The organism is Neolewinella agarilytica (assembly GCF_900110645.1).
Taxonomy (GTDB): Bacteria; Bacteroidota; Bacteroidia; order Chitinophagales; family Saprospiraceae; genus Neolewinella; species Neolewinella agarilytica.
In genome coordinates, this window is sequence record NZ_FOFB01000028.1 from 43,467 (window position 1) to 56,613 (window position 13,147).

The 13,147-nt window shown below is 51.8% G+C and carries 12 protein-coding genes; 5 read left to right on the plus strand and 7 right to left on the minus strand.

All coding sequences use genetic code 11. The annotated features are described in order from the left end of the window. Positions 1 to 100 precede the first annotated feature (100 nt). From BM123_RS19910 to BM123_RS19920, 3 genes are read right to left on the minus strand one after another with little or no spacing between them, the layout of a single operon-like run. Complete coding sequence (locus BM123_RS19910) at positions 101 to 514, minus strand: type II toxin-antitoxin system VapC family toxin (RefSeq protein ID WP_090172188.1); 414 nt, start codon at positions 512 to 514, stop codon at positions 101 to 103. Beyond that, a complete protein-coding gene (locus BM123_RS19915; protein WP_090172190.1) occupies positions 511 to 768 on the minus strand; it encodes a DUF6364 family protein in 258 nt (85 codons plus the stop codon). The genes BM123_RS19910 and BM123_RS19915 overlap by 4 nt, the downstream gene beginning before the upstream one ends. A 57-nt stretch (positions 769 to 825) precedes the next feature. Beyond that, positions 826 to 1,641: a hypothetical protein gene (locus BM123_RS19920; RefSeq protein WP_090172192.1), complete on the minus strand. Its 816-nt coding sequence runs from the start codon at positions 1,639 to 1,641 to the stop codon at positions 826 to 828. Between the two features lie 97 nt (positions 1,642 to 1,738). On the opposite strand from BM123_RS19920, the gene BM123_RS19925 reads away from it, so the two are divergent. From BM123_RS19925 to BM123_RS19935, 3 genes are all read left to right on the plus strand, one after another. Beyond that, on the plus strand, positions 1,739 to 2,836 hold the full coding sequence (locus BM123_RS19925; RefSeq protein WP_139211985.1) for a site-2 protease family protein: 1,098 nt from the start codon (positions 1,739 to 1,741) through the stop codon (positions 2,834 to 2,836). Positions 2,837 to 2,937: 101 nt separating this feature from the next. Then, on the plus strand, positions 2,938 to 3,153 hold the full coding sequence (locus tag BM123_RS19930; protein WP_090172196.1) for a heavy-metal-associated domain-containing protein: 216 nt from the start codon (positions 2,938 to 2,940) through the stop codon (positions 3,151 to 3,153). A gap of 352 nt (positions 3,154 to 3,505) precedes the next feature. After that, positions 3,506 to 4,435, plus strand: a complete 930-nt coding sequence (locus tag BM123_RS19935; protein WP_090172198.1) for a 1-aminocyclopropane-1-carboxylate deaminase/D-cysteine desulfhydrase — start codon at positions 3,506 to 3,508, stop codon at positions 4,433 to 4,435. A gap of 169 nt (positions 4,436 to 4,604) precedes the next feature. On the opposite strand, the gene BM123_RS19940 is transcribed toward BM123_RS19935, so the two are convergent. Then, positions 4,605 to 5,276 carry a hypothetical protein gene (locus BM123_RS19940; protein ID WP_090172200.1) on the minus strand — a complete coding sequence of 224 codons (672 nt, stop codon included), beginning with the start codon at positions 5,274 to 5,276 and terminating at the stop codon, positions 4,605 to 4,607. Beyond that, positions 5,273 to 7,399, minus strand: coding sequence for a T9SS type A sorting domain-containing protein (locus BM123_RS19945; RefSeq protein WP_090172202.1), 2,127 nt, complete (start codon positions 7,397 to 7,399; stop codon positions 5,273 to 5,275). Before BM123_RS19945 ends, BM123_RS19940 begins: the two co-directional genes overlap by 4 nt. 411 nt (positions 7,400 to 7,810) lie before the next feature. On the opposite strand from BM123_RS19945, the gene BM123_RS19950 reads away from it, so the two are divergent. Together BM123_RS19950 and BM123_RS19955 are read left to right on the plus strand one after the other, a co-directional pair. Continuing rightward, the gene (locus BM123_RS19950; protein WP_090172205.1) at positions 7,811 to 8,278 is read left to right on the plus strand and encodes a (2Fe-2S)-binding protein; all 468 of its coding nucleotides are present in this window, start codon (positions 7,811 to 7,813) and stop codon (positions 8,276 to 8,278) included. A gap of 122 nt (positions 8,279 to 8,400) precedes the next feature. Further along, on the plus strand, positions 8,401 to 10,596 hold the full coding sequence (locus BM123_RS19955; protein WP_090172207.1) for a xanthine dehydrogenase family protein molybdopterin-binding subunit: 2,196 nt from the start codon (positions 8,401 to 8,403) through the stop codon (positions 10,594 to 10,596). Positions 10,597 to 10,831: 235 nt separating this feature from the next. Here BM123_RS19955 and BM123_RS19960 read toward each other — a convergent pair whose 3' ends face one another. Together BM123_RS19960 and BM123_RS19965 are read right to left on the minus strand one after the other, a co-directional pair. Next, positions 10,832 to 12,328, minus strand: a complete 1,497-nt coding sequence (locus BM123_RS19960; protein ID WP_090172209.1) for a hypothetical protein — start codon at positions 12,326 to 12,328, stop codon at positions 10,832 to 10,834. 58 nt (positions 12,329 to 12,386) lie between these two features. Continuing rightward, on the minus strand, positions 12,387 to 13,022 hold the full coding sequence (locus BM123_RS19965) for an RNA polymerase sigma factor (RefSeq protein WP_090172211.1): 636 nt from the start codon (positions 13,020 to 13,022) through the stop codon (positions 12,387 to 12,389). Positions 13,023 to 13,147 lie beyond the last annotated feature (125 nt).

Below are 13,147 nucleotides of genomic sequence, written 5' to 3' on the forward strand. Positions count from 1 at the left end.
GGCAGGCTAAACCAATATCTCCTCCCGCCTGACCTTATTTTCCTATCCCACCAGGCTGCTCAACAGATTCTTAATCTTGTTTCGTTCCTCCCCAAGAATCCTACTCCCTCAACTTCAAATACTGATCAGCGGTCAGCACCGGTATTTTGGAATGCTTAAAATCGGGAAGGTTTCTGGTGATGATAACGTCAGCCCCAATCTCTACTGCGGAGTAATACTGAAGTCCGTCTTCAAAATCTTTGAAGTCTGAATCGTTTAGGGCTAGCTGAACAATCTTACCGTTCAGGTCGGTGATGCTTACGATTAGCTCTAAATCTCGCAAGACTTTAATCGTCTTTTCTTTGCCTAACAACTTACGGAGTATGTAATTCATATTAGCAAATGAAAGAGAGGATACATACAGATCAACTTTCTTATTGTCGCCCAAAGTGAAGAGTGCAGCGGCAGAAGCGTATTCTGGTCTTTTAGCGAGTAAGTCTAATATGATGTTAGTATCTATAAATAGCTTCTTCATTTGTACTTCTCCGTTAGGTAGTCCGCGTAATCGGATTTGTAGTCGATTTTCGTATCATCGTCTAAGTCAATTACTCCGACCAGCCGGCTCACTAAGGGCGAAATTACGAGTTCTCCTTCCTCTCCTTCTGTGATAGTTAGTGTGGCTAAATAATTCTCAATCATGCGAGAGAGACTGACACCATGATCCCTGGCATAACTTTTTGCCTTTTCGACCACGAGTGCATTCAGACTTAAGGTGAGTTTCTTATCCATTTCATTGCCTTTACGTGTAAAAATACAAATTCAACACGTAAAAGTTTCGCGCGCAGCTCAAACCAATATCTCCTCCCGCCTGACCTTCAGCTCCTTGCCCGCATGGCTCTTCAGGACATTATCCCACAGATAGGTTAACGCCCCAACGGACTTCCCCTCCGCCGTCTCCACGGTAAAGAGCGGAAAGATTCGATGGTGGCTGTAGGCAAGGAAGACCATAGCGAGAATCTCCCCCTTATCGTCCTGGACCGCCTGGGTGCCGCCCCAGCCCCGGTGTAACACCTGGTACATGATGCGCTGCATGGCGTGGTATCGCCATTCGTTTTCGGCGGTCTTACCATTGACCTGTAGCCAGAGGTCCGCCAGACGCTCCGGTTTGAAGCTACTGGCCGGACGCAGGCGGGCCATCTCCGCCCGCACGAGGCCTTCGTGGTAGCCGGGGGAAAAGTCTTCGATGATTTGCTCGTAAGGTCGGTTCAGCGTAAGGGCCGTCCCCGTAGCCGCCTCGACGGTAAAGCGATTACTCACCTTAGGCGCTGAAGCGGGTTCAACCGTCAGGTTTCCACTGCGATATTCCTTCGGTATCGCGTCCCAGAAGGCCTGGACGCGCTTCGGGCTAAGCACATTTACGCTGTAGACGGCCAGGTCCGAGATCAGTCTCGGTTGTTCGAGCCGGGTTCTCCCCAGCCAGTTTTTGGTTTTTGGCAGGGGCATAACACTACTCCAGTTGTCTTCCACCAGAACGTCCCAATCGTCCGTTGTGGCGTTCAGAAACCAGTGATAGCCATAAATGTTGCCGTTGGTGGCGTAGTGGACGCAGCTGTCGTAAAGCTGCTTGTCAAACTCTTCCCGGGGTACAAGACGGATATTCATAAACTATGGAATGCCTTCAGTCAGGAAGCGTTCACTGTTGGTCGATTTATTTACCCGGAGATAACAATTTCGCCCGTGCTTATCCTACATTGGAAGCATGAAGAAAATTTTGTCTTTTGCGGGGCTATTGATTATGGGTGGAATGATTGGCTACCTGGGCGCTAAATTCTTCCTGTCCGGCAGTGATACTGAAACGGCCAGCCTACTCCCGGGCAATAGTAAAGTTTACCTAATCCTCCTTCTCCCCCTCATGTATCTCTTAGTGGTAGGCATCCATGAGCTCGGGCACGTAGTGGCAGGAAAAACCCAGAACTTTGATTTTTTCGGTCTTACCGTCGGGCCTTTCTCCTGGAAGCCCAAAGACAGCGGTGGCATTCGCTTTGCCTGGAATAAATCACTCAATCTGGCCGGAGGTGTAGCGATGATGTTGCCCAACGGAGACCACCGCCTGCGCCAGCGTTTCATGTGGTTTGCGGCAGGTGGGCCATTGGCATCGCTACTCCTGCTCGGCTTTTGTTTCCTGATTGGCAACCTTCTGCCGGAGGGGACCTTCGTCCGCTTTTTACTTTTCGCCCTCGGGGCCTTCTCCGGCGCGATCTTCATAGCAACCATACTCCCCTTCCGGGCGGGTGGTTTTGCCAGCGATGGGCTGCGGATCATAAACTTTGCCCGCAACGGCCCCACTGCTGCTGCGGATCTTGCTGGCTTGCAAGCCATGACGCACCTGCGATCGGGCCGTCCGCACGAAGATCTTCCTGCCGATAGTTTTGCCACCGTAGCCGCTGACACCTCCATCCCCGCCCAACAACGGGTTACGATGGATTACTACCGTTATCTGCACGCCCTGGGAGTTAACAATATTCCGCAGGCCGCAGCACTTTTGGAAAGCGTAATGGGAAGGCTCGACGAATATCCTCCCGGCTCCCACGGGGGCTTTTATCTCGAGCAAGCCATTTTTGAGGCCCAGTATCGTAAAGATTTAGCCGCCGCAGAAGCCGCTTTAGCTCAGTACGAAGACAGCCCTTTCACTGAATCTCTCAGCCTGCCACTCACGCGGGCCACCATCGCTAACCTGCGCGGTGACCGCGCCGCCGTCCTGGCCGAAATCCCCGCCATCGAAGCCGCCCTGCCTAAAAGCATGGACCAGAGCCGCGTGCCCATTATTCGTCAGTGGGTGGCGGATTGGAAGGCCTGAATAAAAATGTCCGGTCTCCTGTCATCATCCGACCATTTGAGGCTTACCTATTGACTTTTTCCCCATTCGTGCGTTTAAATTAGTAGCAACTAATAGCATCCATGCGTAAAATTCAGGAATTCAAAACCAACATTAATTGCGGCAGCTGTGTCCGCAGCGTCACGCCTTTTCTCGACGACCTGGAAGGCGTCACCATCTGGCGGGTAGACGTTGAGCAAGAAGACAAAGTACTTACCGTAGAAGGTAACGTACCCGCTTCCGCCATCATCAAGATGGTAGAAGAAGCTGGCTTTGATATCGAGCCAGTGGCGGCGTAACGCCCTGTAGCGACAGCTTCAGCCGTCGTTCGGGCAAGGGAGCGCCAGCGACTTTGCCCGCGCAACAACTGCCAAGACAGGAAGCTATCCGAACCATTGGCGGCTTAGGCACTTGGTCGAGACGCCCTGTAGCGACGGCTTCAGCCGTCGTTCGGGCAAGGGAGCGCCAGCGACTTTGACCGTGCAACAACTGCCAAGACAGGAAGCTACCCCGCTAAAACGCTCCGGGAGCCTTTACATTTGCTTCGCAGTACTTCGTGCTCGGCAGGCTTAGTAAACACGGCCCCGTTCGCGATCGACGTACAGCGTCTCGACCAGAATTTCGGCCAAACCAATAGGCTTTAACAAAACCATGCCCTTCCCCCCTCCTGCTAAAAGCCCGCTTCAGCCCTTACACCTGTCTGCCGCCAAGGCACGAGACATTGCCCTTTTCTGCAAGCGCGACGATCTTTACACCCCTGCCCCGGGTACCGCCCTGCAGGGCAACAAAGTGCGCAAGCTGGAACCGGTATTGCGGGCGGCCGTGGCCGCAAAGCCTACGCCTTTGCTGGTCAGCTTCGGTGGTGCGTACAGCAATCATGTTTCTGCGCTGGCTACGGCCGGGCGACTTTACAGCATCCCCGTCCATCTCTTCGTGCGCGGGGAAGAAGTGGACAATGCTTTGCTGGATCAGGCACGGCGGGACGGGGCGATCATAACGCTGCTAAGCCGGTCCGAATACCGCTTCAAAAACGAGGCAAGCTGGCTACGATTACGCCAGGCCGAACTGGCTGAACAACATCGCCTGCCCCCGGAATTCATCTGGTTTATTCCCGAAGGTGGTACGACCAAAGAAAGTGCCCGCAACGTAGGCAAACTGTATGGCGAAGTGGTCTCCGATCTCGGCCAGCCACCCGATTTTCTGTGCATTAGTGCCGGCACCGGTGGGTCTGCCGCTGGCATCATCCAGGCCGCTGATCCCAAGACCCGCATTGAGGTTTATCCCGCTCTGAAGGGAGATTGGATGGCGGATGAGATTCAGCAATTACTTGGACCAGGAGTCTCCCAAAACTGGACATGCATAACGGATTATCACTTTGGCGGCTACGGCAAATTCCCCTGGGAGTGGGTCGTCCCGTCGGAGGGAATCGCAAGCCGGGCGGACATCGGGGAGCCGGGGCTTCCACAGCTGGAGCCGATCTATACGGCGAAGCTTTTTTCTGGTGTATTGGACCGGCTCAGAGCGGGTAAATATCCGGAGGGCAGCAGTGTTGTTGTCGTGCATACCGGGGGGATTTATTGAGTTTCTTTAAGGGGCGGCGCAGACCAAACCGTCGCTTTTATTCGCCTTTGGGGGGCCAAAAGAAGCAACAACCTAGTTTGCGCGCCCTTTCAATCTTTAAGAACTACTCAAAAAATACGCTAAGAAAATTTGGATTCCTTAGGGCAATAATTATCGCCTAAAAATTATATCAACTACCCTGCCACCGTTTAAAAGTAACGGGATAACGAGTCTCCGGTTGAATTTCTATAGGCATTGGAGTACTTCCATTTGTACTACAGAGATTCAGAAAAATTTCTCCTTTTATAGTATTACGATCTACAAATCGGCCAACAAACGTTTTCCCTCGACAATGCCATTCTCCAGCACGAAAGGAATATTGATTGTTACTCTTATCAAAAAGATCGTAAATCCAAACTGAGTCCACGGGTGTTGTAAAATCACCGGGAAATACATAGGTAATCACACTTTGGCTGCTTCCAATTGACAAGGCGTCTGGATCCCGATTATACATTTTACCAGCCCCGTCTTTGAGCCTAGGATCTCCATTTTGCCAAGTCAGGTCAAATGGCTCCTCCAAAAGAGACATAATAAGTGTATCCATCAAGCCGGGATACTGATCATAGCTAATGAAGTTTATTGCCTCACTGTTTTGAATGCAAAAACCAGGGGCCAATTGCGCTTCCTGATTCGGACATTCGCAATATCCGTTTTGGCATTCAGCGACACCTTTACATACGTTGTAACATTCTTCTCCTCTTGGGGTAATAATGTCTTCATCGCAGCCATCGCAACCAATTAGCATCAGGCAAGGCAAGAGGGATAACAGTACTGTCTGTATTCTTGATTTTAATAAAATCATTGGAGTATGATTTTTTTAGCGTAACGACGACCATCAGACAATGTTGCTGACAGAAAATATATTCCAGCCGGCAGGTTGCCTGAATCTATTACGATTGAATTCCCCATTGATATCTCCTGTCTCATAAACTCCTGACCATTGATATTATAGAGCGATACCCGAGCCATTTGAGAGGAGCTATTTTCCATTTGCCGAAAAGCTACATTCGTACTCTCAAAGCTTGTTTCTGTAATAAAGACATCATCAAAATCGTCCGTTCTCGGAGGAACAACGTTAATACTTACGGGGGTGGGACAAGTAAAACCATTGTAAGTAAAACCGTGTCCTGTCTCACTCCATACATTTCTTAGCCATCCATTAAGATTAAAGAAAGCTCTGGTAGCATTCTGATAGTTTGACTCGCTTGCACTCCCAGGTATATCATCGGCCATAGTTGATAACAGCCAGGAAGCAACATAAGGTGAGCAACAATCATTATTCGGGTCTGGGCTTCCTCCTCCTTGCATTATCCCTGCTAACCTAAAAGAAGAGTATATACTCGCATTAGTTTCCCATTTACGTAGTCCACTAGCTTCTAGTACTCCGGCCGCGCCAAGAACCACTCTAACCGGCGTATTGGGCCTGATCGTCACATTATGATTCCGATTCGCGCCTGTCTGTTGAAGGGACCTTCTTTGACCGGATACTTCAATAGAACAAGGTGTTTTATCTAACCAGGGGTCCTCTAATGCATTTCCGACCTGAGCAATAGCATCGCTGATTAAGCTGTTTTGCCAGATGTTTTGGATTTGTTCTTCCGATTGGCCTGGTGTTCCTGTACCCGCTGGTGGATCTTGGGTAAATTGATAGACAGTAAAGGCAAATTCAAGAAATTCTGATGCCGTTGGCCCATTGTAAGTCTGGGAACATTCCGATGCTTGTCCATTCGTTTGCATGGAGAGTATCTCAAATGATTCGGCATTGCCTACTTCCGTAAATGTTACCATCATTGCGTCAACTGCTGAGGCTCTGGCATTTCGATTACTTCCGCAAAAAAGTCCTCCACTAATCACTTCTGCATTAGCTCTCACGACAGATTCATAATCCCATTCAAAGGCCACCTCGCGATCACAGCCACAATCCGAGGGAAGGCCGTTAGAACCGGTACACACCCATAGAAACTCAAGTGTTGCTGTAAAATCAACGGGAAGCACATCACTATTCCCTTGCTGAACAGCATCTCGGTTCCAATAGAACTCATAGGGCGCATTTACACACCGCAAGGTATTTACGAACATTTCTTGGTAACGTGAAGGTCCCTCGTATGCCCAATATTGATCTGCTCTGATATCTCCTCCACGAAATCTTTGGTCAAGTCTAGAACCATAGTCTCCGGAGATTCTACCATCAGACCGTACACGGACATAAGGCTCTAAGTCATAGTTCATAGCCACTCTAACTGATGCGCATTGGCAGTCATCTGTTAGGGACTTGGCCCCGATAAATACTGATTCCGACGGATAAAAATTTAGGTCTTCATACTTATCTTGAATCGGTTTCCCACCATATCTAAGTTGTTGTAGTAACCTAATCTTGGAGAACTCATCAATATCATTAGACTTATCTAAGAAGGAGTTGATGTCTGTTCCACTCTTTTGCCATTCAAGGACAACATTATAATCATCCCGATTCAAATCTATTGGATCATTCTGTTCTTTTGGGGTAGTGGAAAAAGAGGTGACTTCCTCTTCTGTACCGCACGAATTTTTAGCTAAAACTGTAAAAAAACGGTCATTAGGAATCTTGACAACTGTTACTGGTTCGATAAGCGTTAATGACATATTTTTACCGCCATCAGCTCTCTCTAAAAGGACATCCCCTCCCGTTTCGGAGGTAGTTATTTGAACCAGAGAGAATGAATAGAATCGAATTACTTTACATTCAACATTTACGGAAAGTTCACAGCCCTCAGAGTATTTGTCTGCTATCATCTTGGCCTGGACATTCCTGGCAGCGTCAATTCTAGCAGCATATTCTTTATCAAATTGGACAGCATCTACATTTTGTGCAGTCAAAGCTTGGCAACAGAGCACAAGAATTAATATCGCTAACGGATAGCGAGTAACGAGTAACGAGTAACGCATTGGGTTTGGGTTTGGGTTTGGGTTTGGGTTTGGGTTTGGGTTTGGGTTTACTGGCGAAAACCAGTCTTAATGTTAGTACGATATAAATATACTATCATCTATAACAAAAATGCAAGAATCAATAATAAATAATTACTAAAAACCCATGATACATTCTATTATAGCCAATATTTGACCAAAAATTCTATTCTAACGCTCCAAAAGTGAAAATTTAGAAAACATCAAAAAAATAAAAGTTAGACACAATTATGTATTAAAATCGTGACAGTTTCAACCTGAATCAGGTAGCATCAGAATAGATCCTCCCATTTACAACAGGTCTGCAAACAGTTGAAAATTCACAAAACTCACAAAACCAAAAAACCCTATCTTTAGCACCCACATTCCAACCTCATAAAAAACCTGCGCCCCATGGCTCAATTCCAACTCACCGTTAACGGCAAATCAAGGACGGTAGACGCTGCCCCCGACACCCCTCTACTCTGGGCATTACGCGATGATCTCGGTCTCGTTGGCACCAAGTTCGGCTGCGGCATCGGGCAATGTGGCGCCTGCACGGTACACATTGACGGGGTAGCGATGCGCTCCTGCCAGATGCCCGTCAGCCAGGTCGCCGAAGGCGGCAACAAGGTCACCACCATCGAAGGACTCTCAGAAAACGGCACTCACCCCGTACAACAAGCCTGGCTGGAGCACGACGTGCCCCAGTGTGGCTACTGCCAGGCGGGGCAGATCATGAGCGCTGCTTCCCTGCTGGAGCTCACGCCCAATCCTACGGATGAAGACATCACCGCCGGTATGTCGGGCAACATTTGCCGTTGCGGCACCTACCTCCGCATTCATGCAGCGGTTAAAACGGCCGCCGGAAAGCTGAGTTAGCGCGTGCGTCTTCGGTTCGCTCCGGCGGTGACCATACCTCCCGGCACAAGAGCCTGACACTCCCCTACCTTGCTTTTCCAACTTCCTTTGCACCGGCGTTCAGCGCCCCAATCCTTACTCCAATGTCTACCAATAAATCCCGTAGAAATTTCCTGAAAGTCTCCGCCGCCACCGGCGGTGGTTTTATGCTGGGCTTCAGCATCCTTACCTCCTGCGAACCCAAACCAGTAGTGGCCATGGAGCCCGAGCTGGTGATGCCCGAAAAATGGATGGAGCTCAACGGCTTCATCAAAATTGGCGATAACGGCGTGGTAACCATCATGAGTCCTAACCCGGAAATTGGTCAGAACGTAAAAACGGCCATGCCGATGATCATCGCCGAAGAGCTCGACGTTGACTGGAAAAACGTGGTTGTGGAGCAGGGCAAACTGGACACCGAAAACTTTGAGCGACAGATTGCCGGCGGCAGCCAATCCATCCGCCACGGCTGGGAGCCACTGCGCAACACGGGCGCTACGGCCCGCGCCATGCTCGTCTCCGCCGCCGCCGAAAAACTAGAGGTTCCCGCCGGAGAACTCCGCACCGAAAACGGTGTCATTCACCACGATGCCTCCGGCAAAAGTATCGGGTACGGCGAAGTGGCCTCCCTGGCCGCCACGATGGAAGTACCCACCGAGGTCGAATTAAAGGACCCTAAAGATTTCAAAATTATCGGCCACGGCAAAAAGAACGTCGACGCCAAAAAAATAGCTACCGGAAAGCCTCTTTTCGGTATCGACGTACAGCGCGAAGGCATGCTCTACGCCGGCATCATTCACCCGCCGGCTTTCGGTCTGGAGTTAAAATCTTTTGACGCCGCCGCTGCGCTGGCCATGCCCGGCATTACGGACGTTTTCTCCATCGACTGTGCCCCCGAGGGCAAAGAAATGCAATGGTCCGACGGTGCCACGGTACGCAAACAGGTGGCCGTAGTGGGCAAATCCACCTGGCAGGTGATGCAGGCCAAAAAAGCCGTCACCGTAGAATGGGCCAAAGCCAGTGACGCAGAAGACACGGCCGGCCACAAAGCCAAAATGGCCGACCTGATCGCTAACGGCAAAGCCGAAGAAGCCCGCCGTGATGGCGATCCGGAAGCCGCCTTCGCCAGCGCCGCCAAGATCGTTGAGGCCTCCTACTCTGCTCCCTTCCTGCCCCACAACACCATGGAGCCGATGAATTTCTTCGCTCACGTGACGGACGAGAAGGCTGAACTACACGGCCCGGTACAAACACCGGAGTTTTTGGAAAAATCCATCGCTACGCTCTTCGATATGGACCCCGCGCAGATCGAAGTGGGCATGACCCGCATGGGCGGCGGCTTCGGCCGCCGGCTCTACGGTAGTTTCGCCGTGGAAGCAGCGCTCATCAGCAAGCAGGCGGGCGCTCCCGTCAAACTCGTCTACACCCGCGAAGACGACATGACCCAGGGCACTTACCGCCCCGACTACCTCGTGAAGTACCGCGCCGGCCTCGACGCCGACGGCAAGCTCATCGCTTTCCACGTGCGCGGCACGGGCACCCATGGCAGCCCCATCTTTGCTAACCGATTCCCCGCCGGAACGGTAGACAACTACCTGGCTGAGAACATCAGCATGGACTCCAACATCTCCACCGGTGCCTGGCGGGCACCGCGCTCCAACTTCATCGCGGGTGCCGAACAGGCCTTCCTCGACGAAGTAGCCGAAGCCGCCGGCAAAGACCCCATCGACTTCCGCCTCGAACTCTTCGACCGGGCCATCAAGGACCCCGTCGGGGAAAAGAACGACTACGACGCCGAGCGCTACGCTGGCGTGTTGAAGCTCGTTCGCAAAGAATCCGGCTGGGACGGCGACGCGGGCGAAGCCCGCGGTGTAGCCGCCTATTACTGCCATAACTCCTACGTTGCCCAGGTGCTACACCTGGAACTCGACGACAATGGCAACCCGAAAGTGGATAAAGTTGACTGCGCCGTAGACTGCGGTATCGTCGTTAACCCCGAAGGTGCCCGCAACCAGATCGAAGGTGGCATCGTCGATGGCATCGGCCACGCCCTCTACGGACAAATGACCTTTACCGACGGTAAACCCGATCACCAGAATTTTGACAGCTACCGCCTCATTCGGCACGCCGAAGCACCCCGCGAGATCAATACCTACTTCGTTGACAATGGCATCAAGCCCACCGGACTCGGCGAACCTTCCCTGCCGCCCATCATGGGTGCACTGGCGAACGCGATCTACGCCGCCAAGGGAGAACGGGTGTATGATCAGCCGTTTATGGGAGCGGCTTTACGTGGCTGATCGTGACCCGCTTCGTGCGTTCGGACTAGTCTCCAAGCCCAGGCGTTCGGTATCTAAGGTGATTAATAGATAGCACCGGGACGCTCTCAGGTCCCGCAATACTGCGGGACGCTAAGAGGCCCCTTGAGTCGGGTACCAGGACCTTGTAGCGTCGCGAAGCGTCCTGCAAGCGTCCGAGTGAGATGTGTATGTACCTTAATCTTTTAATCACTATAGCTCGTAACTTGCGATCTAATCAAAGCCCGTAAGTAATCCCAATACTGCCGCCCAGCAAAACAGCCCGCTGACGGAGCCCCGTTACGGAGGATTCCCCGAAGCGATAGTAGTGAACATCCGCTTGCAGAAGGAGCCTGGTACGGCTGTTAGGCCTCGGGCTGAACATCAGGGAAGGTCGCAGCCGGTAGGACAGAAAGAAATCGGAAGTATCTCCAGAGGAGGAGTCATAGGTAATGACTTCGTCCGGTGCAGCCAGCGTTCGCCCGCTGGCCTGTAATTGGTAATTCAGGCCTACGCCTGCTCCCAGGCCTGCAGTGTAGCGCCCAAAGGTCTGGCGGTATTCCAATAAAACCGGGAGAGATAAAAATTGCTGGTAATTGTTGTGTGCAATCCGGCGGATGGACGTGGCCGCCGTAGTCCGGTAGGGAAAAGAAGGATGAGCCGCTACCGTATCCCGCTCAATGGTGTAGCGAAAAGTATTGTGCGTCCGCCAATACTCCAGTCCCGTATTAAGCCTGAATTTATTGGAGAGCCGGTATGAAAGTTCCAGCGAAACAGACTGGCCGAAGGTGTTGCCAACGGCAGCATTAAGAGCGTTTGCAGCATTTCCTTCGGATGGGTTCAGGTATTTCCGGAGCATCAGGCTAGTACCTGCTGAAGCGCTGAACTCCAGCTTAGCCGCACCGGCCGTTCGGAAGGTCTCCGGTGAGGGCGGGGAAAATGATACTTCAGGAAAGGCGGGGAGGTTTTCGTCGAGACTTAGCGGTTCAATGGCAAGGGAAGGAAGTGACACTCTGGCAGACAAGGCTGCAGTAGCATCGACTTCTTTTTCAACGCCAGCTTGCGCCGTGTTGGAAAATCCGGAAGGTGACGTACGCCCTTCCGCAGAAGCCGTGGATTGGCTGGCGGGCAGGTCGGTAAGCTGCAGTAAGGTGAGTCGCTCCGCTTCATTTTCGATCGATCGTGTCGCGCTTGCCGTCGTTCCGGCAGCAGCGTTTCGCTCCACTCTGGTACGACCAGTGGTCGCTCCCGAAGGAGAAGTGGACTCCACTTTGGTTTCGTTGGATGCGGATGCGTTTTGGGGGGCGGGACCCGCAGGTGCAGAGGGATGTTTCCCGGAGGAAGCAGAGGGAGTAGCGGGCTGCGAACCAGTCTTCACAGATTCCATTTCGGAAGCAACCATCGCCTCCTGCGCACTTCCCGTAGCCAGCTTGGGCAGCTCCGCCGGAAGGTTCGGCTCACTACTCGCCACAACGGAGTCTCTTTCTGTTGCCAAGTCCGCCAGAGCGCGTTCTTGCTGACCTCCAAAGGGCCATAGCAGCAGCCCGGCCAGAATAAGCCCGCCAAGCAGCAGGCTAAGGACCACACCCCGGAACGGAGAACCAGCAACGGGTTCCTCCTCATTCTCTGGCGGTAGTCCGGCCTCGATGTCCGCCCAAAGGTCATCCGCATCGATCTCCTCAGTGGAGGTCGCTTCGCGGAAGTGCCGTCGGATGTAATCTTCAAATAGTTTCATACTGATATTCGGGTAAATCTGTATCGTATAGTTGTACTAAGATTGGTGAGTAAAATGCTTACACATCCGGTAAGCCATAAACGAAGGCCTGCACCAACATGAAGGCTTGAATGCTCATCATCTCCCGCCGGAATCGTGGGTCATCCCGCAGGGGAGACTTCGGGTCGCGCACCATCTCCTGTTTCAACCAGGCTCTTGCCCGCGAAAGTCGTTTGCGGGAAAGGGCAGCGTCAATATTCAGCATCTCCGCGATTTCAGGATGCGAAAATCCATCAATTACGTTCAGGCTGAAAACGGCGTAATAGGCTTCGGGCATTCGCTTTAGCCAGATGATCAAATCATCAGTAGACAGCTTCTCTATCACCTCCGGTGAGGTACACTGTTGGCTTCTTTCCGCGATGAGTTCTTCCGTAGCATTCTTTTGTCCGTTTGAATTTCTCTTCAGACAGTTATTGATCAGCACGCGGGTGGCCCATGTTTTGAATCCCGCCCGCGACGGATCATACTGCTCCAGCTTATGAAAAATGTTCAGGTAGCTGTCCTGCAGGGTGTCTTTCAGATCTTCCGGATTACGGAGGTAGCGTTTGGCGATGATGGTAAAGTAGGGGACCGTCAGTTCATAGAGCCGCCGTTGCGCCACCCGTTGGTTGGCGATGCAGTCGGCAATCAGTCGCTGATCAATTCCCTGGTTCATCAATTTAGTTCTTTAAATAAGGCGGGCCGACTAGTCGGCAAGTCTACCCGCCCTGATCGCGGGCGAACCGCTTACCTCCTCAGGTAGTAAGGTAAGCTTCAAAGTGGTGCTACCGCTAATGTTTT

Bases quoted from the DNA above. Each gene is read 5' to 3' on its own strand.
- BM123_RS19940 (WP_090172200.1), bottom strand. From the start codon at position 5,276: ATGATTTTATTAAAATCAAGAATACAGACAGTACTGTTATCCCTCTTG.
- BM123_RS19920 (WP_090172192.1), bottom strand. From the start codon at position 1,641: ATGAATATCCGTCTTGTACCCCGGGAAGAGTTTGACAAGCAGCTTTAC.
- BM123_RS19955 (WP_090172207.1), top strand. From the start codon at position 8,401: ATGTCTACCAATAAATCCCGTAGAAATTTCCTGAAAGTCTCCGCCGCC.
- BM123_RS19910 (WP_090172188.1), bottom strand. From the start codon at position 514: ATGAAGAAGCTATTTATAGATACTAACATCATATTAGACTTACTCGCT.
- BM123_RS19935 (WP_090172198.1), top strand. From the start codon at position 3,506: ATGCCCTTCCCCCCTCCTGCTAAAAGCCCGCTTCAGCCCTTACACCTG.
- BM123_RS19925 (WP_139211985.1), top strand. From the start codon at position 1,739: ATGAAGAAAATTTTGTCTTTTGCGGGGCTATTGATTATGGGTGGAATG.
- BM123_RS19950 (WP_090172205.1), top strand. From the start codon at position 7,811: ATGGCTCAATTCCAACTCACCGTTAACGGCAAATCAAGGACGGTAGAC.
- BM123_RS19915 (WP_090172190.1), bottom strand. From the start codon at position 768: ATGGATAAGAAACTCACCTTAAGTCTGAATGCACTCGTGGTCGAAAAG.
- BM123_RS19960 (WP_090172209.1), bottom strand. From the start codon at position 12,328: ATGAAACTATTTGAAGATTACATCCGACGGCACTTCCGCGAAGCGACC.
- BM123_RS19945 (WP_090172202.1), bottom strand. From the start codon at position 7,399: ATGCGTTACTCGTTACTCGTTACTCGCTATCCGTTAGCGATATTAATT.
- BM123_RS19965 (WP_090172211.1), bottom strand. From the start codon at position 13,022: ATGAACCAGGGAATTGATCAGCGACTGATTGCCGACTGCATCGCCAAC.
- BM123_RS19930 (WP_090172196.1), top strand. From the start codon at position 2,938: ATGCGTAAAATTCAGGAATTCAAAACCAACATTAATTGCGGCAGCTGT.